The organism is Nonomuraea sp. NPDC005692, from assembly GCF_040631115.1.
Taxonomy (GTDB): domain Bacteria; phylum Actinomycetota; class Actinomycetes; order Streptosporangiales; family Streptosporangiaceae; genus Nonomuraea.
In genome coordinates, this window is sequence record NZ_JBEXYU010000002.1 from 354,952 (window position 1) to 379,934 (window position 24,983).

The 24,983-nt window shown below is 70.0% G+C and carries 26 protein-coding genes; 13 read left to right on the forward strand and 13 right to left on the reverse strand.

Annotation, left to right across the window (positions count from 1 at the left end; translation table 11 throughout):
- Window positions 1-303: 303 nt before the first annotated feature.
- Window positions 304-975, forward strand: a complete 672-nt coding sequence (locus ABZ459_RS06520; RefSeq protein WP_357966673.1) for an NAD(P)H-binding protein — start codon at window positions 304-306, stop codon at window positions 973-975.
- A gap of 31 nt (window positions 976-1,006) precedes the next feature.
- Complete coding sequence (locus tag ABZ459_RS06525) at window positions 1,007-1,396, forward strand: antibiotic biosynthesis monooxygenase family protein (protein WP_357966676.1); 390 nt, start codon at window positions 1,007-1,009, stop codon at window positions 1,394-1,396.
- A 114-nt stretch (window positions 1,397-1,510) separates the two neighbouring features.
- On the opposite strand, the gene ABZ459_RS06530 is transcribed toward ABZ459_RS06525, so the two are convergent.
- On the reverse strand, window positions 1,511-1,975 hold the full coding sequence (locus tag ABZ459_RS06530; RefSeq protein WP_357966679.1) for a DoxX family protein: 465 nt from the start codon (window positions 1,973-1,975) through the stop codon (window positions 1,511-1,513).
- A gap of 28 nt (window positions 1,976-2,003) precedes the next feature.
- Window positions 2,004-2,462 carry a carboxymuconolactone decarboxylase family protein gene (locus ABZ459_RS06535; protein WP_357966680.1) on the reverse strand — a complete coding sequence of 153 codons (459 nt, stop codon included), beginning with the start codon at window positions 2,460-2,462 and terminating at the stop codon, window positions 2,004-2,006.
- 135 nt (window positions 2,463-2,597) lie between these two features.
- Between ABZ459_RS06535 and ABZ459_RS06540 the strand changes: the two genes are divergently transcribed.
- Window positions 2,598-3,476 carry a sigma-70 family RNA polymerase sigma factor gene (locus ABZ459_RS06540; RefSeq protein ID WP_357966683.1) on the forward strand — a complete coding sequence of 293 codons (879 nt, stop codon included), beginning with the start codon at window positions 2,598-2,600 and terminating at the stop codon, window positions 3,474-3,476.
- A 23-nt stretch (window positions 3,477-3,499) separates the two neighbouring features.
- Here ABZ459_RS06540 and ABZ459_RS06545 read toward each other — a convergent pair whose 3' ends face one another.
- The 4 genes from ABZ459_RS06545 to ABZ459_RS06560 form a co-directional block, all read right to left on the reverse strand.
- Complete coding sequence (locus tag ABZ459_RS06545) at window positions 3,500-3,667, reverse strand: hypothetical protein (protein WP_357966685.1); 168 nt, start codon at window positions 3,665-3,667, stop codon at window positions 3,500-3,502.
- A 278-nt stretch (window positions 3,668-3,945) separates the two neighbouring features.
- Complete coding sequence (locus ABZ459_RS06550) at window positions 3,946-4,443, reverse strand: carboxymuconolactone decarboxylase family protein (protein WP_357966687.1); 498 nt, start codon at window positions 4,441-4,443, stop codon at window positions 3,946-3,948.
- Between the two features lie 84 nt (window positions 4,444-4,527).
- Window positions 4,528-4,776 (reverse strand): MFS transporter, encoded by a 249-nt coding sequence (locus ABZ459_RS06555; protein WP_357966690.1) that lies wholly within the window; start codon window positions 4,774-4,776, stop codon window positions 4,528-4,530.
- 39 nt (window positions 4,777-4,815) lie between these two features.
- Window positions 4,816-5,979 (reverse strand): serine hydrolase domain-containing protein, encoded by a 1,164-nt coding sequence (locus tag ABZ459_RS06560; protein ID WP_357966692.1) that lies wholly within the window; start codon window positions 5,977-5,979, stop codon window positions 4,816-4,818.
- 143 nt (window positions 5,980-6,122) lie between these two features.
- Here ABZ459_RS06560 and sigJ point away from each other — a divergent pair, with 143 nt between their 5' ends.
- Together sigJ and ABZ459_RS06570 are read left to right on the forward strand one after the other, a co-directional pair.
- A complete protein-coding gene (gene sigJ / locus ABZ459_RS06565; protein WP_357966695.1) occupies window positions 6,123-7,010 on the forward strand; it encodes an RNA polymerase sigma factor SigJ in 888 nt (295 codons plus the stop codon).
- A 49-nt stretch (window positions 7,011-7,059) separates the two neighbouring features.
- Complete coding sequence (locus ABZ459_RS06570) at window positions 7,060-7,989, forward strand: hypothetical protein (protein WP_357966698.1); 930 nt, start codon at window positions 7,060-7,062, stop codon at window positions 7,987-7,989.
- Between the two features lie 188 nt (window positions 7,990-8,177).
- On the opposite strand, the gene ABZ459_RS06575 is transcribed toward ABZ459_RS06570, so the two are convergent.
- Entirely contained in the window at window positions 8,178-9,377 is a 1,200-nt protein-coding gene (locus ABZ459_RS06575; RefSeq protein WP_357966701.1) for a serine hydrolase domain-containing protein, read from the reverse strand.
- A gap of 36 nt (window positions 9,378-9,413) precedes the next feature.
- The gene (locus ABZ459_RS06580; RefSeq protein ID WP_357966702.1) at window positions 9,414-10,937 is read right to left on the reverse strand and encodes a serine hydrolase domain-containing protein; all 1,524 of its coding nucleotides are present in this window, start codon (window positions 10,935-10,937) and stop codon (window positions 9,414-9,416) included.
- Between the two features lie 237 nt (window positions 10,938-11,174).
- Here ABZ459_RS06580 and ABZ459_RS06585 point away from each other — a divergent pair, with 237 nt between their 5' ends.
- Complete coding sequence (locus ABZ459_RS06585) at window positions 11,175-12,377, forward strand: helix-turn-helix transcriptional regulator (RefSeq protein ID WP_357966705.1); 1,203 nt, start codon at window positions 11,175-11,177, stop codon at window positions 12,375-12,377.
- A 58-nt stretch (window positions 12,378-12,435) separates the two neighbouring features.
- The gene (locus ABZ459_RS06590; RefSeq protein ID WP_357966708.1) at window positions 12,436-12,912 is read left to right on the forward strand and encodes a hypothetical protein; all 477 of its coding nucleotides are present in this window, start codon (window positions 12,436-12,438) and stop codon (window positions 12,910-12,912) included.
- Window positions 12,913-12,927: 15 nt separating this feature from the next.
- On the opposite strand, the gene ABZ459_RS06595 is transcribed toward ABZ459_RS06590, so the two are convergent.
- Window positions 12,928-13,986 carry a BtrH N-terminal domain-containing protein gene (locus ABZ459_RS06595; RefSeq protein WP_357966711.1) on the reverse strand — a complete coding sequence of 353 codons (1,059 nt, stop codon included), beginning with the start codon at window positions 13,984-13,986 and terminating at the stop codon, window positions 12,928-12,930.
- 998 nt (window positions 13,987-14,984) lie between these two features.
- Window positions 14,985-15,698 (reverse strand): VOC family protein, encoded by a 714-nt coding sequence (locus ABZ459_RS06600; protein ID WP_357966714.1) that lies wholly within the window; start codon window positions 15,696-15,698, stop codon window positions 14,985-14,987.
- 346 nt (window positions 15,699-16,044) lie between these two features.
- Here ABZ459_RS06600 and ABZ459_RS06605 point away from each other — a divergent pair, with 346 nt between their 5' ends.
- The 3 genes from ABZ459_RS06605 (at window position 16,045) to ABZ459_RS06615 (ending at window position 18,199) form a co-directional block, all read left to right on the forward strand.
- On the forward strand, window positions 16,045-16,686 hold the full coding sequence (locus tag ABZ459_RS06605; RefSeq protein ID WP_357966717.1) for a hypothetical protein: 642 nt from the start codon (window positions 16,045-16,047) through the stop codon (window positions 16,684-16,686).
- Between the two features lie 17 nt (window positions 16,687-16,703).
- The gene (locus ABZ459_RS06610) at window positions 16,704-17,459 is read left to right on the forward strand and encodes a hypothetical protein (RefSeq protein WP_357966720.1); all 756 of its coding nucleotides are present in this window, start codon (window positions 16,704-16,706) and stop codon (window positions 17,457-17,459) included.
- 164 nt (window positions 17,460-17,623) lie between these two features.
- The gene (locus ABZ459_RS06615; RefSeq protein ID WP_357966722.1) at window positions 17,624-18,199 is read left to right on the forward strand and encodes a hypothetical protein; all 576 of its coding nucleotides are present in this window, start codon (window positions 17,624-17,626) and stop codon (window positions 18,197-18,199) included.
- A gap of 307 nt (window positions 18,200-18,506) precedes the next feature.
- Here the strand turns inward: ABZ459_RS06615 and ABZ459_RS06620 are convergent, their stop codons facing one another.
- The gene (locus ABZ459_RS06620) at window positions 18,507-18,662 is read right to left on the reverse strand and encodes a hypothetical protein (RefSeq protein WP_357966725.1); all 156 of its coding nucleotides are present in this window, start codon (window positions 18,660-18,662) and stop codon (window positions 18,507-18,509) included.
- Window positions 18,663-18,920: 258 nt separating this feature from the next.
- Between ABZ459_RS06620 and ABZ459_RS06625 the strand changes: the two genes are divergently transcribed.
- Window positions 18,921-19,376: a hypothetical protein gene (locus ABZ459_RS06625; RefSeq protein WP_357966728.1), complete on the forward strand. Its 456-nt coding sequence runs from the start codon at window positions 18,921-18,923 to the stop codon at window positions 19,374-19,376.
- Here ABZ459_RS06625 and ABZ459_RS06630 read toward each other — a convergent pair.
- Together ABZ459_RS06630 and ABZ459_RS06635 are read right to left on the reverse strand one after the other, a co-directional pair.
- Window positions 19,315-20,547, reverse strand: coding sequence for a DUF6461 domain-containing protein (locus ABZ459_RS06630; RefSeq protein ID WP_357966730.1), 1,233 nt, complete (start codon window positions 20,545-20,547; stop codon window positions 19,315-19,317). The genes ABZ459_RS06625 and ABZ459_RS06630 overlap by 62 nt on opposite strands.
- A gap of 99 nt (window positions 20,548-20,646) precedes the next feature.
- Entirely contained in the window at window positions 20,647-21,201 is a 555-nt protein-coding gene (locus ABZ459_RS06635; protein ID WP_357966732.1) for a DUF6461 domain-containing protein, read from the reverse strand.
- Window positions 21,202-21,543: 342 nt separating this feature from the next.
- Here ABZ459_RS06635 and ABZ459_RS06640 point away from each other — a divergent pair, with 342 nt between their 5' ends.
- Window positions 21,544-23,958, forward strand: a complete 2,415-nt coding sequence (locus ABZ459_RS06640; RefSeq protein ID WP_357966734.1) for a hypothetical protein — start codon at window positions 21,544-21,546, stop codon at window positions 23,956-23,958.
- 199 nt (window positions 23,959-24,157) lie between these two features.
- Entirely contained in the window at window positions 24,158-24,820 is a 663-nt protein-coding gene (locus ABZ459_RS06645; protein WP_357966736.1) for a DUF4097 family beta strand repeat-containing protein, read from the forward strand.
- Window positions 24,821-24,983: the final 163 nt, after the last annotated feature.

The window sequence follows — 24,983 nt, forward strand, 5'->3', positions numbered from 1 at the left end:
CTCGACGGGCCAAGTCGGGCTTGCACCTGCCGCACCAGCTGTCACATTTCCGCCGCGCGCCGGGTCATGGAGGCGACGGAACGGGCTCGGCCGCCGACACCTCGCGGAGCGTCCCTCGCGAGAGTCGTCACCTTCGCCGTGTCCGCATCGTCGTACAGGCGAAGACGAAACGCGAGCAAGTGGGTGTCCGTATATGTCGGCGACGGGGGAGTCTTCGAGGCCGTCCCGCCGGCCGCCGCCGCCCACGCGCAGGGATCGCCTGCCTCGGCAACCCCCTTTTCATGAACCCGGAGGGACTCGTCCATGAAACTCACCGTCTTCGGCGCCAGTGGCGGCGTCGGCCGGCAACTGCTCGACCAGGCTCTGGCCAAGGGGCACGACGTCACGGCCGTCGTACGGAGTCCGGCCAGGCTGGACGGGAAGCCGGTCCGCGTCGTGCGTGCCGCCGACCTGGCCACGGCCGACGTCACGACGCTGCTGCCCGCCGTCGAAGGAGCCGATGCCGTTCTGTCGGCGCTCGGCCCGCCGAACAACGCCGCGGCCGGGGTGGCCTCCAGGGGCACCAAGGCGATCCTGGCGGCGATGCAGGCCGCCGGGGCCCGTCGGCTGGTCGTGGTGAGCGCCGCCCCGGTGGGCACCACCCCCTCTCCCGGCCGACCCAACCCGCCCCGGCACGACCCCGGCGACGGGCCGTTCCTGCGCTACGTGGTGTATCCGATCGTCAAGGCCGCGCTCCGTCCGCAGTACCTCGACCTGGCCGTCATGGAGGACGACGTGCGCGACAGCGGCCTGGACTGGACGGTGCTCCGGCCGGTGCAACTGACCGACAAGCCGGTGACCGGCGCCTACCGGACGGCGGTGGGACAGAACGTGCCGGGCGGCCGGTACGTCTCACGCGCCGACGTGGCCCACGCCATGCTCGCGGTGCTCGACCGGCCGGAAACGGTCGAGCAGGTCATCGGCATGGCGAACTGATCCTCTGCTCACCGATCACCAGGGAGAACCCATGAATGAAGTTCCGATCACCCGTACCGAGACGCCGGTCGACGAGCCGATCACCATGATCAACGCCTTCACCGTCCCGGTGGAGGAGTCGGAGACGTTCCTGCCGCTGTGGATGGAGAACGCCGAGATCATGGCAAGGCAGCCGGGATTCGTCCGGGCGCGGCTGCACCGATCGATGATCGACGACGCCGAGCTGCGGTTCGTCAACGTGGCCCACTGGGAGAGCGGGAGGCAGCTCGAAGAGGCGCTGGGCAGACCCGAATGGCAGGAGAGCGCGCAGCGGCTGCTCAATGATCCCGGCCTGCACATCACCGCGCGGCCCAGCATCTACGAGGTCATCGTCGACCTCCAGCCCTCCCGCGACGGAAGCGCCGCACCAGTGACGAGCTGAAGCCGGCACTGTGGCCCGGGGCATCCGCTGAAGGACATGCGGATGCCCCGGGCCATGGTGTTGTGTACGGCATGGCCATGATCACGTGCTTGATCATGGCCATGCCGGTATCTCCTACCGAACGGTCGACGCCCGTCGCACCGACGAGCTCGGCGCCGCGCCGGCGCTCCGGTCGTCGAGGGGGTGGAGCAGGTCCCGCCAGTCCGCCGGCCAGTTCGCCAGCGCCACGCCGATCATGATGATCAGGTGCAGCGGCGCCGACACCTCCTCATACAAGGGGGCGACGTCGATGAGGTGCGTCGTCACCGCGCCGATCAGCACGAACACCAGCCCCGCCGCGCCGATGAACCTGACCCGCCGCCGCGGGACGAGCATCGTCAACCCGAAGACGAGCTCCAGGGCGCCGACCACGAACCGCATCCACGGCGGCCAACCCCAGTCGACGAACTTCTCCGCGTAGGCCGGACCGAAGAAGGTCGGCCCGGGCCAGAACTTGGTGACGAAGCCGATGAAGAACGACGCGGCCAGATACCAGTAGAGGACTGTGGCGAGCCGTCGCGGCCAGGTACGTGCGGTCATGAGCCCTCCGTCGTGTTCGCCATGCGACTCAGCCCCACTTCTGACCGGCGAGCTGCCGGGTGGTGACGTTGAGCCGGTTCGACAGGTTCGTGACCGCGGCCATCAGGATGATCGCGGCCAGCCCCGCCTCGTCGTAGTGCCGGGCCGCCTCGTCCCAGACGTCGTCGGGGACCGGGTCGCTGCGGTCGGCGAGCCGGGTGGCGGCCTCGGTGAGGGCCAGCGCGGCCCGCTCGGCGTCGGTGAAGTAGGGCGTCTCCCGCCAGGCGACGACCAGCCCCGTCCGCTCGTCGCTCTCGCCGCTCTTCCTGGCGCTACGGACCCCCGACTCCACGCAGGGGCCGCAACCGTTGATCTGGCTGGCGCGCAGGTGCACCAGCCCCAGCGTGGTCTCCGGCACGCCGCCCGTACGGGCGGCCTTGAAGAGCTCCTGGATGGGCGCCATCGCCGTCGGCAGGACGGCGGCGGGATTCTTCATCCGTGTCTGCATGTGTCTCTCCGCTTCATCGGCTGGACTTCCGCCCTGATGACCCGCTGCGAGGGGAGGTTGTGACAGCGCGCCGCCTGTCACATCTGCGCGGTCGTTTGCGTCATCTGTTGCAGACGGCACGAGAGGGACGGCGTCATGGAGGAGAAGGACCTGCTGGCCGGTTGGTTCCAGCAGCATCGCGACCATCTGTGGGCGGTGGCCTACCGGCTGCTCGGTTCGGCGAGCGAGGCCGACGACGCGCTCCAGGAGGCATGGCTACGGCTCAGCCGCGCCGGCGCGGAGGACGTGCGGAACGTGCCGGGCTGGCTCACCACGATCGTCGCACGGGTGGCGCTGAGCATGCTGCGCGATCGCCGGACGCGCCGCGAGGAGCCGCTACGCGTATCCGGTCCGGGCCCGATGGCCGGCCTTCGCGAGGCGGACGATCCGGAGCACGAGGTGGTCGTCGCCGATTCGGTCGGCCTGGCCCTGCTGGTGGTGCTCGACATGCTCGCGCCGGCGGAACGGATCGCGTTCGTCCTGCACGACATGTTCGCCGTGCCGTTCGGCGAGATCGCCTTGATCGTGAACCGTTCGCCGGCCGCGGCCCGGCAACTGGCCAGCCGCGCCCGCCGGCGCGTACAGCACCCGACGGGGCCGGGGGCCGGGACCGACTCCGCCAGACAGCGGGAGATCGTCGCCGCCTTCCGGGCCGCGTCCCGTGACGGTGACTTCGCGGCCCTGCTCGCGCTGCTCGACCCCGATGTCGAGATCAGCGCGGACCGCACCGCCGTGCTCTCCGGCGCGTCGAGGCTGGTACGAGGGGCGGACGGCGTGGCCGAGACCTTCGCCGGCCGGGCTCAGGCCGCCGAGCTCGCGCTCATCGACGGGGCGCCGGGTCTGGTGTGGGCGCCGGGCGGACGGCCACGGGTCGTCTTCGCCTTCACCGTCGCGAACGACCGGATCACACACGTCGACCTGCTCGCCGACCCCGAATACCTGGAGGACGTCGAACTGGTGATGCTCGGTGGATAGGCGTCCGGCCGGGCCGCCGATCACTAGGCCCAGGTGGTGCCTGCGGGGTCCTGGATGATGTTGTTGACGGTGTTGAAGAAGTTGCTGGTGGCCATCCAGAGGATCAGCGTCGCGCGCTGCCGCTCGTCGTAGTGCTTGACGAGTTCGTCCCAGATCGCGTCGGGGATGGCATCGGCGGAGCGGTCGTTCATCCGGGCGGCGGCTGGCTTCGGCGGCGTCCGCGTACAGGCAGGCGCTGCCGCCGTTGATCTGGCTGCCGCGTATGGCGGCCAGCATCAGCCTGGCCGGGGCGACGACGCCGTCCTCCATGTCGTGCCGCATGGCCTGGAAGAGGGCCTGGATCGCTTGTCCCGCGTCCGGCACCAGGTAGGCGGGGTTGGTCATTCGTGCTTGCATGATTCGTTCCTTTCGAGAAGTCGGTGCGCCGGGACTCGCTCAGGGCGAGGCGCGCCCTGAGCGAGTCCGCCGGCTACTGCCTCCACTGCTCCGTCGGCGACACCCCGGGCAGCGGCTTGCCGATGAGGGCCAGGGGGATGAAGAAGCAGACCTGGCCGATGGCCATGATGAGCGTGGCGAGCGCCTTCTCGTCGTAGTGCTCGCGCGCCCGCTCGTACAGCTCGTCGGAGACGCGCTCGCCGGCCGGGCTCGCGGTGAGGACGGCCTCCACCAGGGCGAGCGCGACGCGCTCGGCGTCGGTGAAGTAGGGGGCGTCCTGCCAGGACGCCACGGCGGTGACGCGCTCCTCCGTCTCCCCGGCCTTGCGGAGGTTGCCGGTGTGCAGGCCCGTCAGGTACGTGTTGCCGACGATCTGCCCGGCGCGCAACTGGAGCAGACTGATGGTGACCTCCGGGACGGAGCCGTTCCCGGTCGCCCTGAACAGGGCTCCGGCGATCTCCTTCAGCTCGGGGACGAGCACGGCCGGGTTGGACAGGCGCGACCGGCGGTGCTGCTGCTCGGTGCTGGTCATGGTGGTGGGGTTCCTTTCTGGTGCAACGGTGTTGGCGCTATGACGGATCCCGCGGGCCGAACGTGACCGGCGGGGCGATGGAGGTCAGCGAGGGGTGCTGCCGAGGGGTTCGGCGCTCCAGGCGGTCAGTCCGGCGCGGAACAGCCTGCGCCGGCCGAACAGGTCACCGGCCCGGCCGCCCGCCGGCAGCAGGCCGCCGAAGGCCAGGGCGTAGGCGGTGAGGACCCAGTGCAGGTCCGCCTCGTCGATCCGCAGGCCGGCTCCGATGACGGGCAGGCCCATGGTCACGATGGTGCCGTCCATCACCATCAGCAGTTGCGCGGCGGCGATCACCAGGAGGGCGAGGCCGCTTCGCTCAGGACGGGGCGGTCTTCAGGAGGTGGTGGCGCGGTGGCGTGCCACGGCGTCGTGCACCGCGGCGGCCAGCCGGTCGTGCTCGGGGTAGGACCAGCCGAAGCCGAAGCGGCGGCGGGTGTAGCCGAAGGCGATGCCGCTGCGCGGGTCGGCGAAGGACTCCGAGCCCGCCGAGCCGTCGTGGCCGAAGGCGTTCGCGCTGAGGAACGGGTAACGCAGGCCCTTGGCCTGGAAGCCGAGCGCGTAGCTGCCCTGCCCGCCGCGGACCAGGTCGGCGCCGGTGGAGTGCAGCACGGAGAACTCGCCGACGGTATCCGGCTCGAGCAGCGGGGGGTGGCCGTCGATGCCCCATACGGCCGCCGCGTACAGGCCGGCCAGGCCGCGGGCGCTGCCCACCCCGCCGGCCGACGCCTGGCCGTTGGCGCGGACGGCGCGGGTGTTGGCGAAGGCCACCTGGTCCAGCGGTGGCGTGCTGTTGAGCCCGTAGCCGATGCCGAGGATGCTGTGCGGGCCGGGCACGTTCGACCAGAACGCGGCCTCCTGCTGTGGTGTGGCCCGCCACCACTGGATCGGCCGGAACCGTTGCTCTTCGGCTTCGGGCAGCCCCAGGTAGAGGTCCAGCCCGTAGGGCGCCCGGATGCGCTCGTCGTAGACCTGCTGCAGCGACTGGCCGGTGACCCGCCGGATCACCTCGTTCACCATGGCGAACGCGACGAACCCGCCGTAGCCGTAGGCCGAGCCCGGTTTCCAGTACGGCCGCTGCCCGGCCAGGCGGCGCGCGATCACCGCGTCATCGGCCAGCTCGGCGGCCGACAGTCCGCCCTCGACGCCGATGACGCCGGAGCGGTGGGTCAGCACGTCCCGCAGCGTGATCCCGTCCTTGCCGGCGGCGGCGAACTCCGGCCATCGCCGGGCCACCGGCTCGTCCAGATCGAGGACCCCGTCCTGCACCAGCAGCGCCACCACCAGCGTCGCGGCGCCCTTCGTGGCGGAGTAGACCCCGGTCAGCGTGTCGCCGCTCACCTCGTCCCCGGCCCACAGGTCCACCACCGGCCGGCCGTGCGCGTAGGCGGTCAGTTGCGCGCCCACCTGGCCGTCCTGCTCGGCGGCCACCTCGGCGAACGCCTCGCGCACCTGCTCGAAGCCGTCCGCGACCGTTCCGTGGACATCCGTCCTGCTCATCGTCGGCAACCCTTCGTGAGTGAGTGTCGGTCGCCGGCATGACGGATGGTCCGCAGGAAAGGTGACCGGACGCGTTCACGGTCACCTTTCACCGGTTCGATGCGTCAGCGCTCTGACGTGGCTGACATGAGAGGAATGCAACCGTGACACCCCAGGACTTCCTTGCCGACCGGTTCCAGGGGCACCGCCCTCATCTGAAAGCGGTCGCGTACCGCATGCTCGGCTCGCTGAGCGAGGCCGAGGACGCGGTCCAGGAGGCATGGCTGCGGCTGGCACGTTCGGACTCGGGCGACATCGACAACCTCGGCGGCTGGCTGACCACCGTGGTCGGCCGGGTGTGCCTGGACATGCTCCGCGCCCGCAAGTCTCGACGCGAGGAGTCGCTGGAGGAACGCCTTCCGGATCCGATGATCAGCCGCGCGGATGCCGCCGACCCGGAGCGGGAAGTGCTGCTGGCCGACTCGGTGGGCCTGGCGCTCCTGGTCGTGCTGGAGTCCCTGACCCCCGCCGAACGGCTGGCGTTCGTGCTCCATGACATGTTCGGGATGCCGTTCGAGCAGATCGCGCCCATCGTGGACCGCACTCCCACGGCGGCCAAGAAGCTCGCCAGCCGGGCACGCCTGCGGGTACGCGGCGCGACCCCCAATCCCGACCCCGATCCGAGCAGTCAGCGCCGGGTGGTGGACGCCTTCCTCGCCGCCGCCCGCGACGGCGACCTCGCCGCGCTGGTGTCCGTCCTCAACCCCGATGTGACGCTGCGCGCCGACGGCGGGACGCTCACCGGCGGCATGCGGGTCATCAGGGGCGCCGCGGCCGTGGCGGGACAGCTCGCCACCTTCCAGCGCATGGCCACGAGCGCCACCATCCACCCGGCGCTCGTCAACGGCCTCGCCGGCCTGGTCAACACCATCGACGACGAGCTGATCTCGGTCATGAGCTGCACGGTCTCCGACGGCAGGATCGCCACGATCGACATCCTGTCCGACCCCGACCGGCTGGCTCGGCTCGACCTCACCCACCTGGAGCCGTGACGCCGATGGACTTGACCCTGACACCGTGTCAGGCGGCACGGTGCGGAGCATGTCGGTCTCCTATGTCGGCTCCGGGCCGTACTGCTACGCCAACTCCCTCGCGATGGTCCTGGGCGGCGAGGCGCCGCCGCCGGCCGTGATCGAGGTCCTGACGGGCTCCCCGTACGGGATGCAGCTCATCGGCGGCCGGTTGCCGCTGTTCGACGCGTACGGCTGGGACCCCGAGATCGGGATCGACGCCGCGCTCGGCCTGCTCGGCTGGGAGTGCGAGCGCGCGGACGGCGGGACGGCGGCGACGGCGCTCGACCGGCTGCGCCGGGCCTGCGAGGACGGCCCGGTGCTGGCCGGCCCGCTCGAGCTCGGCCTGCTGGCCTACCAGCCCGGGTCGGGCGAAGCGGTCGGCGCCGACCACTACCTGGTGGTGCTGGAAGTGGCCGGCGACACCGTGCTCGTGCACGACCCGCAGGGCTACCCGTACGCCACCCTGCCGGTCGACGCCTTCGCCGAGGCGTGGCGCGGAGAGCTGATCCCCTATCTGGAGCGGCCGTTCCGGATGCGGCACCGCTTCACCCGCCGTGAGCAGGTCGGCCCGGAGGAGGCGCTGCGGCGCTCGCTGCCCGCCGGACTGGCCTGGCTGGCGGGCCGTACGGATGTGGAGGTCCCGCCCGGCACGCTGGGGCTGGCCGAGGCCGCCGAGCGCACGGCCGAACTGGTGGAGGAAGGGCTGGATCCCGAGATCAGGACGCTGTGGCAGGCGTTCGCGGTGCGGGTGGGCGCCCGCCGCCTCAACGACCTGGCGGCCTGCCTGTCGTCCCTGCGCCTCGACGCGGGCGCGGCCATCGCCGCCGAGCAGGCCCGCATCGTCGGTGGGTTGCAGGGGCCGCTCGTGGCGGGCGACGACGCGGCGCTGGCGGCCGGGCTGCGCCGACTGGCTCCGACGTACGAACGGCTGCGCACCGCCCTGCTCCCCCTCCGCTAACAGCTCCCAGGCACCGATCACCCCGCCACTCCGTCTGCGCGGCCAAGTCGGGCTTCCAAGCCTGTGCACCAGCGGAAAGAGGCCCGTCACCAGCGGGAAAGCGGTGACGGGCCTCTCTCGTTCCGCCGCCGACGTCCCCTTCCCCGACGCGCCTGCGGCCACTCGCTTCTCGGAAGGCAGAACCCGGCCTATCTGGCCGGTTCGCGCTGGTCGGCCGGCGTGTCGCAGAACTCCTGCTTGACGAGGGCGTCCACAAGCGCAAGGAAGTCCTTCGCCGGACCTCTGGTGGCCGAGTCCTGCCAGGTCACCGAGGCGGTCAGGGTCTTGCTGCCGTCGGGCGAGCTGTACATCAGCGCCCCGTAGCCGTGCGGTGGGCTGCCGTTGTGCTGGTAGACGGTGCCGCAGCCGGAGCCCAGGTCCTGCGCCCATATGCCGAGGCCGTAGTCCTGGCCGGGGAGCGGCGTGGGGATCGTCGTGCGCATCTCGGCCAGCAGCTCGGCGGGCAGGAGCCTGCCGCCGTTCAGCGCGGAGAAGAACGTGGTCAGGTCCTGCGTGGTGGAGATCAGGTCGCCGGCGCCGGTCAGCAGGGACAGGTTCTGGCGGGAGAGGTCGATCACCTTGTCCTTGTACTGGTAGTAGCCGTGGGCGTGCGGCCCGGGCAGTGCCGTCGTGCGCTTGCCCGCCGCGAGGGTGCCCCGCAGTCCGAGCGGGCCGGTGATGCGCCGCTTCAGCTCGGTGGCGTAGGAGTGGCCGGTGATCTTCTCGATCATCAGCAGCGCCACCGTGTAGTTGGTGTTGGAGTAGCTCCACTGCGTCCCGGGTTCGAAGCGCGGCTTCTTGGACAGCGCCAGCCGTACCAGTTCCTCGGGCTTGTAGCTCTTGAACCGGTTGGGCACCCATTCGTCTCCGTTGGCGGGGATTCCCGGCTCGTCCATTGTCCCGTCGGGCTTGTACTCGCCGGTGTAGTTGAAGAGCCCGCTGGTGTGGCGCAGCAGCATCCGTACGGTGATCCGCTCGTCCAGCCCGTAGCCGGGCAGGTGGTCGGCGGCGGGGCTGTCCAGCTCGATCCTGCCCTCTGCCACCAGTTGCAACACCATGGTCGCGGTGAAGGTCTTGATGATGCTGCCCGTCCAGAAGCTCCCGTTGGTCGGGGGCTTGGCGGCCGATCCCAGCTCGCGCACCCCGGCGCCGGCGGCCCAGTCGCCCTGCTGATCGCGCACCCGTAGCTGGATCCCGGCGAAGCCGGCGTCGACGAAGGCGTTCATCGCCCTGCGCAGCTCCGGGCGATCCGGTCCGGTGGAGGTGGCCATGGCGGGGGTGGCGGCTCCCGCCAGCACCGCCGCCGCGAGCGCCGCGACGGCCGTGCGCCGGCTGATCGTCGTGTTCATGGTTTTTCCTCGTTCCTGGGGTCTTGGTCGCGGTTGTCAGCTGGTGGTCCGGCCGTCGCGGAACACCTCGTCGATGAGCCGCTGTGTCGCCTGCTGGAACGCCGCCGCCTTGGACAGGTCGGCGTCGTCCACGTAGGTCACCGAGGCCGTCATCGTCCTGCCGCCGTCGGGCGTGCTGTACATGAGCGCCGCGAAGCCCGCCATGCCGCCGTTGTGGTGGTAGACGGTGCCGCCGTTCTCGCCCAGGTCCTGCTCGAAGATCCCCAGGCCGTAGCCGATCTTCGGGTCCGGCTTGCGCATCTCGGTCAGCAGCTCGGCGGGCAGCAGCCGGCCGCCGTTCAGCGCGGAGAAGAACGTGTGCAGGTCCTGGGTGGTCGAGATCATGTCGCCGCCGGCGGAGATCCAGGAAGGATTCTGGCTGGTGACGTCCACCGTGTGCTCCCGGCCGCCGTCCTCGTACCGGTAGTAGCTGTGGGCGTGCGGCCCGGTGATCTCCGTCGAGGTGCCCGGCGCCTCGGTGCCCGTCAGCCCCAGCGGGCCCAGGATCAGCCGCTGCAGTTCCTCGGCGAACGAGCGGCCCGTGACCCGCTCGATCAGTAGCCTGGCCAGCACGTAGTTGGTGTTGGCGTAGCTCCAGTCCGTGCCCGGCTCGAAGCGCGCCGGCTTGGACAGCGCCAGCCGTACCAGCTCCTCGGGCTGGTAGGTGTGGAACCGGCCGTCCACCCATTCCTTGCCCGACCACGGGATTCCCGGCGCGAACGTCCCGTCGTCGTAGTACTCGCCGGTGTGGTTGAAGATCCCGCTGGTGTGCTGCAGCAGCATCCGTACGGTGATCCGCTCGTCCAGCGCGAACTCGGGCAGGTAGCCGTCCACCGGGCTGTCCAGCCCGATCTTGCCCTCGGCCACGAGCTGCAGCACCACGGTCGCCACGAACGTCTTGGTGGAGCTGCCGACCCGGAACCGTCCGTCCGCCGGTGGCTTCTCCGGCGAGCCCAGCTCGCGCACCCCCGCGGTGCCGACCCACTCGCCGCGCTCGTCGTTCACCCGCAGTTGCATGCCGGCGGCTGTCCCGGAGTCGACGAACGCCTGCATGGCCTTCTGCAGTTCCGGGCGATCCTGCCCGGCCACGGTGCTCGCTGCGCTCACCTCGGGCGTGGCCGGAGCGGCGTCGAGGGCTGCGCTGATCTTGCGGGCCATCTCGGTCATGGTGGGGCTGGGCCGCCCGTGGGTGGCCGCTTCGACGGCGACCAGGACGGTACGGCGGAAGTTGTCGGCCTCGGCCGGGTCCTGCTTCTTGAGCAGGCTCATGGAGGCGTTCAGGGCAGGCAGCACCTGGTCGGCGAGTTCGGCCACGGTCCTGCCGTACTTCACGCCCTTGGGCGCCTTGGCCAGCACGTGCCCGACCGGGCCGGTCGCGGAGGTCAGGGCGACGGAGCCCTCGGCGGCGGCCTTGTGCGCCGAACCGGCGGCACCGGCGGCCGACATCAGCGAGACGGCGCCCCAGGCGGCGGTGCGCAGGGTGAGCCGGTCCTGGTCGGTGAGGGCGAGGGCGAGGGACATGGCGGTGCTCCTTCGGGCTGCTTCTGGCTTGTCGGCGACGAGATCCGTTGGCGACGACAGGAACGTTACGGCCGTTGCCACAATCTTGGCAAGTATTTGCCAAAAACAATTGCCAAGACCGTTGTGCATAGGCATCGGGGGCAGGCAAGAACTTGTCTGAGAGGAGGCAAATGAGCTAGCCTCTGGCGTGACCCTCCGGACGTCGGACGACGTCAACCGCTACCCGGGAGTTCGGACATGCTCGAACAACCAGTCTTCGGCCGCCGACTCAGGCAACTGAGGACCGAACGCGGCCTGACGCTCGCAGCCCTCGCGGGCGAGGGCATGTCCGCCGGATACCTGTCCCGGCTGGAATCAGGGGCGCGTCAGCCCACCGAACGGGCCATCACGCACCTGGCCGCACAGCTCGGCATCAGCCCCGCCGCGCTCACCCAGTCCACCGCCACCTCCCTCGCCCAGAGCCTGACCCTGGCCACCGGCCTGAGCCAGGACGAAGGCGGCCGGACCCTCAGCGACGCCCTGAAAACCTCCGGCGGGGAGGATCCCCTGCTGCGCTGGCAGGCCCTCTGGCAAGTCGCCGAATGGCGTCAGTGGCGTCAGGAGTACGCCGAGCAGCGGACATGCCTCGACGAGCTGGCCACGCTCAGCGCGCAGATCGGACTACCCGAGCTGCAGTGCAGAGTGCTGGCCGCGCTGTCGCGCTGCATGCGCAGCACCGGAGAGATCGTCGGTGCCGTCGATGCCGCGACACACGCCTACGAGCTGGCCGAACGCGAAGCGCTGCCCGCCCGCGTGCGGGCCTCCACGCTGCTGGCCCTGGTGTCGGCGCTGGCCGAGGCGGGGCGGCTCCCCGACGCCGCCCGGCATGCCGACGAACTGCTCACGCTGGCGGACCAGGTCTCGGGAGCGCTGCGGGCCCAGGCCGTGTGGACCGTGGCCAACATCCGGGTCCGCCAGGGCGACCTCGACACCGGCGCGGAGCTGATGAACCAGGCCATCGACGGCTTCGACGGCCGTGAGGACCTGACGATCTGGATGCGCCTGCGCCTCGGCGCGGCCCGGCTCGATCTCAGGGCCGATCCGCCCAGAACGGAGTCCGCCCGGCGGCGTGTCACAGAGGTCCAGGCCGCGTTGCCGTTCGCGGGCGCCCCCACCATCGAGCAGCAACTGCTGGCCGTACGCGCCCGGATCGCCGTCCTCACCGGCGACCTCGACGAGGCCCGCACGGTCCTGGACCGGCTGACCGGCTTCGACGACCTGCTCACCTACCAGGAGCGGATGCGGCTCGACGTCCTGCGCAACCGCGTCCTGCTGCTGGAGGGCGAGCAGGACACGGCGCTCGCCGGGCTGCGCAGGCTCGCCGAGCAGGCCCAGCAGAGCGGCAACATGGACCTGGCCGCGGACATCTGGCGACTCGTCGCCGAGTCCCTGACCAAGTAGGGATACAGCCCTACGATCGCCACCTATGAGCCCCTATGCGGAGACCGTTCGGGTGGAAGTGGACGTCGAGGACTGCAGCACGGTCTTACTGACGGACTGGGACGGCGACGACACAGGCGACGTGCTGTGGTCCGTCGCGCTCGTCACGGTGAGGAAGGCCATGGCTGAACTGTCGATCGTGTATCAGCACGGCGATGGCATTCCCTTCACGGTGACCATTGCGGACCACGACCCGGGCGCCGACCTCGACGGGTACGAGGAGATCGTGGAGATCGACTTCATGTCGGCCACCGGCGAGGTCTCCCTGATCGGATGGTGCATGGACTGGGGCGACACGGCGATGCGCCGCCTTCCCCCGCTGCCGGCCGGTCCAGGCCTCCACCGGCTGCGCTACCACGTCCGCAGCACGGTTGAGCAGCGGCCGGAGTTCGACGGCAACCAGCACTACCTGCAGATCTGGCCCGCACAGCCGTCCCCGCCCGTCGTCGTCAAGCAGGGCGAGTGGATCGCTCATTTGAACGACGCCGCCACCTGAAGCCCGTGGCTGGGCCTACACCTGCTCCAGTGCTCGGGCACCCTGCTCTTCGAGTCGTACCGCCTGTTCCACCAGTTCGGCCAGATCGACGAACGACGCCCCGCCGGCCGCGGCTGCCGCCACCTGTGACCATTGCTCGCCCGCCTGCCGGTAGACGGCTGCGGCTACGTTGTGGCCGGTCTCGGTCAGGAAGTCGGCATACAGCGGCCGCGTGGCGCCCGCACTGGTGTGTTCGGTCGTCAGGCAGTCCCGCAACCGGTCCAGGGCAGCGCCGGTGTCGGGGAAGCGGCGGGTCCAGCCCTGTTTGCCGGTGGTGTCGGCGAGCTGGGCGGCCAGTTTGCGCATGCCCGACAGGCCGAAGTTGGCGTCGAAGGAGTTGCCCAGCACCGGCCCGGTCAGCTTGGCCGCGGTGTCCCGGATGGCTTCGGCGACCTGCGGAGGTCCTGAGGCGGCTCCGGTGACCTCGATGAGCTGGTGCCTGGACTTCTTCGACGCCGACCAGGCGGCCATGAAGTCGGCCAGGGACAACTCGCCGGGCTGGTCGTCCTGCACGTGTACGGTCTGATCCTCGACGCCGAGCACCGCGACGTCGACGGGGTCGGGAAAGCGCAGCGGCGGCCGCCAGGGCAGCAAGTGGCGGGCGAGGGTGCAGATGGGGTGACGGCCGGCGTCCAGGGCGGTGCGCAGATTGCGTTCGGCGACCCTCGCTGAGCCGGTCCGGTGGATCTGATGCGGGACGCCGGCCCGCTTCAGTGCGAGCGGGATGATCGGCTCGGGATGTGCCTGGGCGACGATGGTGAGCATCGGCGGTTGTCCGGTGTACTCGAACACGAAGTACATGAACCCGATGCCGCCGCCGAGGCCGAGCAGCATGGCCTCGGAGTAGCCGTCGTCCCCCAGGACGCGACGCAGCAACGCGGCCTCATGGTGGTGCCCAAGCCTTTGAGCGGAGTGCCCGGAGTCAGTGGGGGCATCGCGGTGGGCGGTGACGTGGCGGTGGGCGGTGGTGTAGGACTCGCCCGTCTTGGCCATACGCTCGCGCACGCGCCGCTTGAGATGCTTGTGGTCGGTCATGGTGATGGCTCCTGAGGCGGGCTCACGTGCGAGGACCCACGCTCCGGTCACACGGCCCGCCGTCTGGGAACAGACCGGCATGATCGCTACATCGGCCCCGAGGACATCGATCCCCTCAGCCTCCGCAGGAGCCGTGCGGCGTGGGCACGCGGTCAGGAGGTCAGGTGCAGGACGGCACCCGTCCAGAAGAATACCGAAGTGACCCATGTTGCGGCCATGGCCGCCGAGATGGAACACGACCTCACCTCCGAGCGCACCCAGGAGAGCCTGGACACCGCCCGAGCCGCCGGTGCTCGCCTTCGGGCGGGTCGACGGCGACCTGGATGCCCAGGTGGCGAGAAGGTTAAACGACTGCGCCCGAACCGCCTTGGCGGCCCTGTGGTCGCTGTAGATGGGCCATGGATTTCGGTATGAGATAGCAGGTTATGGCCGCCAGCACCCATGCGATTCCCAGGCCGATGCCAATCCATGAGATCACGAGCGGTGTCAGGAAGGATGCATTTGCTTCCGACGGCTCGACCGCCCTCGCGCGCATCCACTTCTCCTGAACCCCCCACTGCATGAGGATGCTGGGAACGAGGACCCCCAGCCCGATCCCCATCAACACCCGACTGCATGCCCTTAAAATCACTTGCTCCCCGTTCCGATCAGGAGTCGCATCAGATCAACCGCCCCCAATACGCGCCCGATAGTAAGGCGATTGGGAAGTTGTGCGCTATGCGTGCCGAATTCCTGATCAGCGGGGATGCTCGGCGGGATATGACGAGGGCGGTGCCGGAAAGGGCGACGCCGACCCAGTTCGGGGCGGTGTAGCCGAATCCGGCGGCGATGACCAGGCCGCCAGCGCGTTGCCGAGGGCGCCACGCTCCTAGCCCGGGAGCTTCGCCCCGACCACGCCGACCCCGTGCGGCTCGACCCGCACGGGGTCGGCGTGGTCCGTACGATCGCAGGCCGGCAACTGGCACGAAAGGTGCGATGCACCACCAGCCGCAGCCGCGCTACCGGGGACTGCGTACGGAGAACTCGTTGCCGTCGGGATCGAACATCAGGACCTGGCCGTCATCGCCGTTGCCGGTACGCGTCGCCCCGAGTGAGAGCAGGCGATCGACTTCCGTCTCCCAATCGGCGTCGACGGGTGTCGCCAGCTCGAAGCACAGCCTGTTCGTGCCCGTCTTCGGCGCCACCGGAGGACCACCCCACGTGATCTTCGTGCCGCCGCCGGGCGACTGGATCGCGGTCTCCTGGTCCTGGTCCCAGACCAGTGGCCACCGCAGCGCCTTGCTCCAGAAGTAGCCGACCTCCTGGGTGCCGTCGCAGGCCAGCGCCCCGATGACGCCGGTGTCGGCGAGAAACTTGTTGCCCGCCTCGATGACGCAGAACTCGTTGCCCTCCGGATCGGCGAGCACCACATGTCCCTCTTCCGGAAGTTGGCCCACGTCGATGTGCTTTCCGCCGAGGCTCAGCGCCCTGGCCACCGTCTGCTGCTGATGCTCCGGGGAGATGCTCGTCAGGTCGAAGTGCGCCCGGTTCTGGCCGACCTTCGGCTCCAGGCTCGGCAGGAAACGGACGCGGAAGCCGACAGGATCGGGAGGCAGGATCGCGACGTCGTCAGGACCGTCGGCCATCTCCCAACCCAGCACCCCCGCCCAGAACCGCGCCAGGTCCGAGGGACGGATCGCATTGAAGCAGATCGCGAACAATTGACTGGTCATACCTCACGCATCCCCGATTCGCCAAGCTTGATACGAGGCCCGCTCCGTCGGCACAGCCTAAGCGCGTCCACGCGGCACCGCATCCGAGTTTCGTGGCGGCGGCGCGGTCACCCGCCGAACCTGACGCGTCGGCCGAACCGATCGCGATGACGCGTACCTGGCCTGACTGTCAAGCGATCCTGTCGGACGCTGCGGAGAAAGTGTGGTCAGAAGGCGGAATTGTTCAACGGACTGCCATGGCCCATGAAACAAGTCAACCCTTGAGGTGAGGGGAGAATGTTGTCATGATCGCCATGCCCATATTCGCCACCACAGTATGTGATCAGGCCTTCAGAAGGAGTGATGAATGCATCATCGGCTCAAGATCGGCTTAGCTGTGATCGTCGCTGCCCTGACCACCGTCACGACCATCGCCCCCGCTTACGCCGACCAATGGCCGTTCGACGGAATACTTCCCGACAAGAGCACTCACAGTTACTGCTACACCACGTCGGTCTCCACGGAAGTCCGGTCCTACATTCCGGGGGCGATGAACTACCTGGCGAACGCGACCACCATTCCCGGCGTCCCCTTCCATTCGCCTTGTGAGACCACGAACTCCAGCAGCGACGGAACCCCCGCCACGGATGTCGCCTGGTTCGAGGTGTGGGTCGAAAACGGCTACGGCGAGGCTGAATGCAAGGTCTGGACGGCGTCCAACCCCGACGTCTGCGACCAGCGTCATACGAGGATCAACGGCAGCAGGATCAGGGCCGCGTCCGATCCTCATCATCAGTTCATCAAGACCGTCTGCCACGAACTCGGCCACACGGCAGGAGTGGATCATTACTCCCCGCTCGCGTCACCCCCCGAGCCGCCGGGCGCGTTCGGTCAGCCGCAGGACTGCATGGCCAGCGGCGATGTGACGCTGATCGGCAACCCCAGCGGGTCCTGGATCCACACCTACAATCCACACCACATCGCCGACCTGAATCCGCACTGGGCCTGACGCAAAGGAGGACAACGATGAGGAAGCAGACCCTTCTCGCGCTCGCCCTCGCCGCGACGGCGGCCCTGTCCGCCTGCGGTGGGCCCGGCGAAGGTGCACCCGCGACACAGGCGGGCCCGAAGCAGGGGCAGGCCCTCAGCTCTGAAGCGAAGGGCTCTTTGGACCTGTCGCTGTTACGCGTGGTCGAGGCCGACTTCGACCCGTACAGAACGCCGGAAGAACTCGCCGCGGACCGCCCCGTCGTGGCAGCCGGAATAATCGACGGCTGGCAGCAGGGCCCCATTCTGAAAACATATCCCGGCGGTCCTCTGGACCATCGCGTCGTCCTGCGGATGCGTGTCACGGAAGCGCTCAAGGGCGTCAAGGGCCGGAAAACGATCCCTGACGGGCTCGTTTACATAGAGCTCAGCCAGGGTGGTGTTGTCAGCGATCCGAATGTCCCGGTGGAGCAGTGGAAGCCGCGCAAATCCATTGCGGATTTCGAAAAGGCGCTTCCCGTCGGCACCAAGATGCTCGCGTTCCCGCGCGAGCGTCCTGTCCAGGAACTGGAAGTGCATGACCCGGGAGAACCTCTTCCGCGGGATGCGAAGCTGATGCTCGTACCTCCGCAGGGGCTGATATTCGAAGACCCGCAACTGGTCGGTCAGCGATCCGGGGGCACGGCTCTGGTGGGGGGCAAGGAACGGCTGAGCGTCGGCGGCGAAGCGTGGTCCAGCCCCAGGGACATGGGTGAGTTGGTCGCCCGCCTGAAGCAGCACGGAATCACCGAATAACTCAAGGTCTCAGGCGTCCGCCTTCTGTGGCGCCGTCGGGCCCGACAGCCGGTTCGGACCCCAGCCGCTGTCGGGCCTTCGCCTGCCAGGCAGGCGCCCGTGAGCCGCGTGCCCGGCTGTCATCCTGAGGGGTGTTCGGACTGCCGAGAAAGGTGGATTCGCTCGTGTTGGACGAGATCGTCACTCGTTACGGCGACCTGTTGAGCGAGCTCGACACCATCGCCTACACGGTGACGCTTCCTGACTCCGGTGTCCTGTCGATCAAGGATGCCGTACGTCGACTCGGGGCGGACCTCACCACGCTCCAGGGCCCCGACGAACTGCCGCGCAGCCCCGGCTCCATCAGCCTCCACCAGGTCGGCAACGGCATCGTCACGCTGGACTGGGTCCGCCCGGGCGGGTCGGAGATGACCGAGCGGCTCGCCGGCCAGGGGTTCCGGCATTGGTGCGTGTCCTTCGACATCGAAGGCAACACCAGCATGTACGTCCGCTACGGCCAGGCCGAAGGCTTTCTCCATCATCCGGAGCCGGACCCCATGCCGTTTACGGGATGGGCAGACCAACTCGGTCCCTTGAGCCCGTACACCGACCTCCTCGCGAGCGGCTACGACAGCGAGGACGCGGAGGCGAGGGTGGACATCACCGCGGCGTGCCTCGCCGTGGTGGAGCTGGAAAGCGGTGTCCGCCTGGACGACGCACTGATGGACAGCCCCTGCTCGGCACTGCCGATGCCTCTGTGACACAGCTCGTCGCCAAGACGGCCACACCCCGCGATCGCCGCGGCGGGGGGTGCGCACCTTGCGTGCGAAGTCATGACCCCTGGCTGATGTAGTCCACTGGGCGCTCAGGGCACTCCAAGCAGACGAACATGTAGAGCGATCCAGCGTCCTGGATCATGAGATCGGTGGGGTTGTGTATATCCGCGTAACCCCGCGTCCCGAACGATGATCAAGACCGAGCGCCAGATCACCAGGGCGCCTGCTGATTGCAAGGTTCGTGCGGGGTCAGCAGCCACCTGGCGAAACAGTTCTCGTCATCCAGCTGGGTTTACCAGGGCACCTTGAGCGCGAACGTCGCGCGCTCCGGTCCAAGATCGACAATGTCGTCGTACTGGTTGCCGCTGAATCCACGCCAGGCGCCGCGCAGTGAAGCGTCGACAGCGAGGAACGGATCGCCGTTCGTCCACAGCCGGCCCAGATGCACCCACGGTTCTCGTATTGGCCCATTGTGCATGCGAGCTTGGCGAAAGCCGCCTGCTGACGTACGTGCGGGAAATGATCTACGCTGGGCGCCCCTCACTGCGATCACATGGCGGCGAACTTGGTTCCGTTATCGGCGATTCCTCCGCGCTGGGCCGTGCCCCTGTTGACTGTGGCGGCTCTGGCGGCTCCCGCTTCACGCACCTTGTGGTGGCACTTTCTTGGAGGGCCGACCTACTCGGCGCACGGCTATGCCTGCCCCTTGAGTGCCGAGCCGTGGACACCCGGAAAGTTCGATTGGCTGATCGAGATCAACTGGGCGACCGTCTCCGCGGAGTTGCACGGCTGGCCCACCGGGGTGATGGCGCTTGGTTTGTGTGCGACGCTCGCTCTTCGCGGCAGGTGGGGGGTGTTCGCCGCATGGGTGACGGTGGTGCTGTTCGTGGTCTTCGCCGGGGTGTTCAGCCTTCCCTACGCTGTTCGGGTCATCTTGGGCGATTGCCGGGAAACGCTTCAGTTCGGTGGCTGGGACATCGTCAGGTTCGGGCCGATGCTGCACTATTTCGTGGGCGCGGTGCTGGTCGCGTTCTTGGCGCTGGTCCGGCGTGCGGAGATGGGCGGCGGTCCCGGTTTCCTGAACGGCAGAGCGACGTCTGCTACGTCGAGGAGGCGCGCAGCGTCGCGGCGACGGCCGTCGCGTGGTCGCGGTCGGCCATGAGCTGACCCTGGTGAACCAGGGGGAAGTGGGTGTTGTAGGCGGCCGTCCTGGCGTCGGGGGACAGGGCGGCGCGTACCGACCTCGCCGCCTGCCAGCGCGGCCGGACCGCCTCCCGCTCCGCTTCGTCCGGAAGGTGATGCCACCTGCAACTCGGGCAGGCCGGCATGCCGGTCGCGTTGTCGAGGGCGAAGATGTTGCGCCTGTCGGCCGGTAAGTCCTGCGGATCCGCCGACGGGCGGCCCATCCACTCGCCGGTGGCCTCGTCGATCGGATGGCCGGTCAGCTCCGACTCGTGACGGCGGATGAGCTCGGCGAGCGGGGAGTCGTGCTCGACCGGCCCCGTCTCGCCCCGTTCGGCCGACGCCAGCGCGGCGACGAGCACCGGGTGGTCGGCCACGCCGGCCAGCGCACACTGGCGGCGGGCTTCGGCGACCGCGGCCCGCCGCCGGCGGTCGGGGGAGGCGTGGTCGATGGCCTCGGCGAGCTCCGGGTTGCAGGCCCGCAGGGCGTGCGAGGCGAGCGGGTCGCCCTGCGGAGGGTCGTTCGGAGCGCGGTCGGTGATGACACCGCCCAGCAGTGGCGCGTCCAGCAGTGCGGGGGTGAACAGCACTCCTGAGATGCGGCTGGCCAGGGCGAGGGCCGCGGGAATGGGGCCGGAGAGGTACTGGAACCCGTCCGCCGGTTCGGGTTCGAGGCCCAGCTCGCGCATGTCCTCGTTCAGCGCGTCGGGGTGGCTGCCCCAGCGCTCCTGGGGCCTCTGCGGGCGAAACGCCGTCCGGATCCGGCCGTCCGCTGCGTGTTCGAAGTCGTGCGATGCCGCGTAGTCGTGGCGCATGACGGAGACGGCCTCACCGCCGTCGCGGGTCAGCTCGCGCAGCGTCTCGCGGCGGGTCCCCTCCCAGCCGCTGTGTTCGAAGGCCACGGTCCAGTCGCCGGCCCGGGTCACCAGCACCATGTCGCAGCAGCCGTCGTTCTCCTCCGTGCGCTCGAAGACCTCCTCGTCGTCCACGACATGGATGTTGACGTCGGCGACGCCGAAGCGCCGGAGGGTCTCGCGCTCGTCCAGGCCGTGGACGAAAGTGACGGTGTAGATCTCCTCATGCCAGTCGTTCTCCCATGCGTAATCCGCAGCCGTGATCTTGCGCACCCGCTTCTCCTCCTTCGTGATCACGGGGAGTGTGGCAGGCGGATCCGACATTCCCGCGTCCGCGAAGACGAGAAGGGCGGATGACGGGTCGCCGGGTGGCCGTCGGCGAAGTCCTCGGCGCGGTCAACCTGCCATGAGGTGATCGGTCGAACCGGTGAGGGCCGGTCGGGCGTAGTGGGCGCGGGACAGGTGTACGCCGGTGGCGCGGGAGGCGAGGGCCAGCGCGCCGGCGACGGGGTTCTCGCCGAAACCGTCGTCGACGTCGTACAGGCCCAGGTCGCGGACGTCCGCGAGCAGCCGATCGGGATCGTCGCCCTCCCGGTAGCGGTAGCCGTACAGGTCGAACGTGGTGATCAGGCGCTCGTTCACCTCGTAGGTGAAGTCCGAGTCCTCGACATTGGCGAACACCGTGGCCACGGCCGTTCCCAACGACAACGGCTCGGCCAGGTTGCTGACGTACTTGGCGGCCCATCCCGTGTCGGCGAGGACGGTCCCGCCCTGAGCGGCGTAGGCGGCGGCGTTGAGGTCGCCGCGGGTGCCGGGGGTGACCTTGATCCGTCGTAGAGCGTCGGCGGGGGACAGGTCACGGACGAACGTGATGCACAAGACGGTGGTGCCGACATCATCGGTCCACCGGTCGCTCAACCAGGCGTAGTCTGCCGGGGTCGCCCCGCCCATGCGCGCTCCTAGATCGTTTCGGGTGGCCGCCAGCCTAGACGGCTCCGGCCTGGGTCCGATCCGGTGCCGGCTTCCGCGTCGAAGGCGGCTCGAAGCGAACCTCGACCGTGTCGACCGGCCGTACCGGCATCCGGTGCGCCAGCCGATGACAGTGATTCGCAAGGACGTGACGGTGCAATATGGGTCATCTCGTCGGGCTCAAGTGGAGTGTCGGTGCGTGGAAGTATGAAATGTCCGGACTGCGGGGTGATGTTGTCCGGGACCGGGCTTCAGGAGCCGGTTTCCCGATGCCCGAGGTGTGCCCTGCCTCTGCAGGGCCCCGTCGCGCATGAGCTCTGGCAGGTGGACCAGGCTCTCGCCACGCTGGGGGATCAGCTCGCCGGACTGCAGGCCCGCCGTGCGGAACTGCTCGGCACCCTACGTGCCGAAGCGGCGCGTCAAGGAGTGGCGGGCGCGGGAGCGGCGGGTCAGCCAGGGGCGGGCGCGGGGGCGGCGGGTCAAGGAGTGGCGGGCGCGGGGGCGGCGGGTCAGCCAGAAGCGGGCGCGGGTGCGGTGCCTCCCTACGCGGGCGCGTTGCCGCCGTATCCAGGGGCGGCGACCGGATTCGGGGTTACCGGCCCCGGCGCGCCGAGGCCGGAGGTCTCCACGGGCGCCGCGAAGAACGTCCTGCTCATCCTCGGTGGTCTGCTGCTGACGGTGGCGGCGGCGGTGTTCACCGTGGTGAGCTGGGGGCAACTGGGCATAGGCGGGCGCGCGGCCGTGCTGGCCGCGTTCACCACGCTGGTGATGCTGGCGCCGGTCGTGCTGATCCGGCGCAGGCTCACCGCGACGGCCGAGACCATGGCCGGGTTCGCGGTCGCGTTGCTGCTGCTCGACGGCTACGCGGCCAGGCGGGTGGGGCTCCTCGGGGTCGACTCCCTCGACGTGTTGCACTACACGGCGGGCGTGTTGGGGCTCACCGCGCTGATCCTGGTGGCCTATGCCCGGGTCACCCGGCTTCGCGGCCCTGCTCCCGTCGCCGTGGTGCTGGCGCAGCCGGTCCTGCCGCTGCTGACCGGAGACTGGTCGGAGACCTGGCTGGTGGCCATGCTGGTGGTCACGGCGGCGCTCGACGTCGTCCTGGTCCGTTACAGCCGGGGAGCGGTGCGGGCGACGGCCGCTTCGACCGGCAGCGGGGTCGCGGTCCTCGCCCTGCTGGGCGGCGTGCCGTACGCGCTGGGATCGCCTTCCGTCGGTCAGGCGCTGGTCAGGTCGGTGCCGCTGGTCGCCTTGGTGCTGCTCGGCGGGTGGGTGACGTGGCTGCTGGCCAGGCATGGCGACGCCGAGAGGGAGATCTGGGCCGCCGCGGTCGCCGTCGGAACCGCGCTCACGCTGATCGCCGTGCCGGCGGCGCTGGCGCAACCGGTGCTGGACGGTCCGGGCACGGACTGGCGTCCCCTGGCCTACCTCGTCCCGGCGCTCGGGGTGGTGCTCGCCGCCGGCCTGCTGCCCTGGCGGCGGGTACGTCCGGCGGTCATGGGCACCGGCTGGCTGGTGGCGCTGCTGACCACGCTGACGGTGCTGCCACGGCTCGTGGTCACCCTGGTGGCGCCGTTCGCCTGGCTGGACGTGTTGTGGACGGGCACCTGGAACGGGCGGGAGTGGCCGCCGTTCGACATGGCGACGCCGGTGGACGTGGTGGTGCTGGCCGTGCCGGCGACCGTCCTCCTGGTGGCAGCCGTGAGAGGCGCCGGCGGGTGGCCGACAGCGGCCGGGCGTGGCGTCGGTGGGTGGTTGGTGAGGGTGGCGACCGCCGGGGCGCTGCTGGCCGGGGCGCTCATGATCGCGGCCGCCCCCCAGGCCTTCGGGATGCCCTACCCGGTCGCGACGGCGGTGCAGGCGGCCCTGGCCGTCGCGCTCGCGGTGACCGCCACCCGCGGCCGCGCGCCCTGGTGGGCGGTGGTCTGCGCGCTCGTCGCCGCCCCCGTCTCGGTACGGGCGGCGGCGTACGCGTTCGGCAGCGAGCCGGCGACGCTGATCGTGCTGCCGATCCTGGCGGCGGCCGCCGCGGTGGCGCTGTCGGCCAGGCTGAAGGAGCTCCGGCTCTGGGGAGTGGGCTTCGCCGCCCTGTTCCTCGGCCTGGAGGCGGTGGCGGCGGGGTTCTCGCTGGGCGCGCGTGTCCAGGTCGCGGTGAGCATCGGGTTCGCCGTGGCCGGGGTGCTGGTGCTGCTCATGTCGATGTGGTCCGGCTCGGCCGGCCGGGTCGGCGGGAACGGCCTCAGGTACGCCGGCGCCGTCCTGCTGCTGCTGGCGTCGTGGCTGCGGCTGGGGGCGGACGAGGTCACCGTCGTCGAGGCGTACACGGTGCCGTGCTCGCTGGTGCTGCTGGGATCCGGCTGGTGGCGGCGGCGCGGCGCGGCGGTCTCGTCGTGGGCCGCCTACGGGACGGGTCTCTCCTTCACGATGCTGCCCAGCCTGGTGGCGGTGTACGCGGACACCGAATGGCGGCGGTCGTTGCTGCTCGGCGTGCTGGCGCTGGCGGTGCTGCTCGCCGGGGTCCGGTTCAAGCTCCAGGCGCCCACGTCGATCGGAGCGGTCGTGGTCGCCGGGGTCGTGGTGCGGGAACTGGCGCCGTACGTGTCGGAGATGTTCCTCGCGGTGCCGCGCTGGGTGCCGATCGCCGTGGGCGGCCTGCTGCTCGTGGTGGTCGGGGCGACGTTCGAGGCCCGCATGCGCGACCTGCGCCGGTTGCGCGACACCCTCGCGACGATGGGCTGACGCCGAGGGCCCGCGGGGGCCGGCTGCGTCCTGCCGGATGTCAGCGGCCGTGTCAGGGCGGCGACGGTGCGGTATCAGAGCGGTCCGCGATGGTTGACCCATGAACGGTTCAGCGATGCGGCCCCAGGGTCGCGAACTGGGCCAAATGCCCGCCCCTCCAGGGGCGGGCGTCGGAGACCACGAGTCGCAGGAGAGCATCATGCAGCAGTTCGACACCACCGCCCCCGTCCGCGTCGTCCTCGACATCCCCGCCGGACGCGTGCAGTTCGTGGCGGAGGACCGGGCCGACACCACGGTCGAGGTCCGGCCCGCGAACGCCTCGAAGAGCCGCGACGTGCAGGCGGCGGAGCAGACCACGGTCGAGTACGCCGACGGCGTCCTGCGGATCGCGAGCGCGGCGAAGAACCAGTACCTCGGCCCGTCCGGGTCGATCGAGGTGACGGTCCAGCTGCCCGCCGGCTCCCGCGTCGAGGCCAAGGCGGCCAGCGCCGAGCTGCGGACCGCCGGGCGTCTCGGCGACGTCGCCTTCGAAGGCGCGTACAGCCGGATCGAGATCGAGGAGGCCGCGAGCCTGCGCCTCACGGCGGTCGACGGCGACGTCGAGGTCGGCCGGCTGGGCGGCCCCGCGGAGATCAGCACCGCACGCGGGGACATCCGGATCGCCGAGGCCGCGGGCGGCAAGGTCGTGCTCCGCACCCAGTCCGGTGACATCACGATCGCCGCCGCCGCCGGCGTCTCGGCGGCCCTGGACGCCGGCACCAGCCACGGCCGCGTCACCAACGCGCTCAAGAACGACGGCACTGTCGAGCTCGACATCCACGCCACCACCTCCAACGGCGACATCACCGCCCGCAGCCTGTGACCCGCGGCTTCCGACCGGAGGGCGGGCCGACCCGCCGAGGCCGCCCTCCGGAAGAAGCCACAGGTCAGAGCGTTCTTGTGGCGGGACTGTGAAACTGTCGGCCCAGCCTGCGCAAGTTCGGGACCTTGCGCCGGCCGCCAGTGTCTACAGCAGGTCAGAGGCC

Coding starts and splice junctions, on each gene's coding strand:
- ABZ459_RS06520 (WP_357966673.1), top strand. CDS start 304: ATGAAACTCACCGTCTTCGGCGCCAGTGGCGGCGTCGGCCGGCAACTG.
- ABZ459_RS06525 (WP_357966676.1), top strand. CDS start 1,007: ATGAATGAAGTTCCGATCACCCGTACCGAGACGCCGGTCGACGAGCCG.
- ABZ459_RS06530 (WP_357966679.1), bottom strand. CDS start 1,975: ATGACCGCACGTACCTGGCCGCGACGGCTCGCCACAGTCCTCTACTGG.
- ABZ459_RS06535 (WP_357966680.1), bottom strand. CDS start 2,462: ATGCAGACACGGATGAAGAATCCCGCCGCCGTCCTGCCGACGGCGATG.
- ABZ459_RS06540 (WP_357966683.1), top strand. CDS start 2,598: ATGGAGGAGAAGGACCTGCTGGCCGGTTGGTTCCAGCAGCATCGCGAC.
- ABZ459_RS06545 (WP_357966685.1), bottom strand. CDS start 3,667: ATGAACGACCGCTCCGCCGATGCCATCCCCGACGCGATCTGGGACGAA.
- ABZ459_RS06550 (WP_357966687.1), bottom strand. CDS start 4,443: ATGACCAGCACCGAGCAGCAGCACCGCCGGTCGCGCCTGTCCAACCCG.
- ABZ459_RS06560 (WP_357966692.1), bottom strand. CDS start 5,979: ATGAGCAGGACGGATGTCCACGGAACGGTCGCGGACGGCTTCGAGCAG.
- ABZ459_RS06570 (WP_357966698.1), top strand. CDS start 7,060: ATGTCGGTCTCCTATGTCGGCTCCGGGCCGTACTGCTACGCCAACTCC.
- ABZ459_RS06575 (WP_357966701.1), bottom strand. CDS start 9,377: ATGAACACGACGATCAGCCGGCGCACGGCCGTCGCGGCGCTCGCGGCG.
- ABZ459_RS06580 (WP_357966702.1), bottom strand. CDS start 10,937: ATGTCCCTCGCCCTCGCCCTCACCGACCAGGACCGGCTCACCCTGCGC.
- ABZ459_RS06585 (WP_357966705.1), top strand. CDS start 11,175: ATGCTCGAACAACCAGTCTTCGGCCGCCGACTCAGGCAACTGAGGACC.
- ABZ459_RS06595 (WP_357966711.1), bottom strand. CDS start 13,986: ATGACCGACCACAAGCATCTCAAGCGGCGCGTGCGCGAGCGTATGGCC.
- ABZ459_RS06600 (WP_357966714.1), bottom strand. CDS start 15,698: ATGACCAGTCAATTGTTCGCGATCTGCTTCAATGCGATCCGTCCCTCG.
- ABZ459_RS06605 (WP_357966717.1), top strand. CDS start 16,045: ATGCATCATCGGCTCAAGATCGGCTTAGCTGTGATCGTCGCTGCCCTG.
- ABZ459_RS06610 (WP_357966720.1), top strand. CDS start 16,704: ATGAGGAAGCAGACCCTTCTCGCGCTCGCCCTCGCCGCGACGGCGGCC.
- ABZ459_RS06635 (WP_357966732.1), bottom strand. CDS start 21,201: ATGGGCGGGGCGACCCCGGCAGACTACGCCTGGTTGAGCGACCGGTGG.
- ABZ459_RS06645 (WP_357966736.1), top strand. CDS start 24,158: ATGCAGCAGTTCGACACCACCGCCCCCGTCCGCGTCGTCCTCGACATC.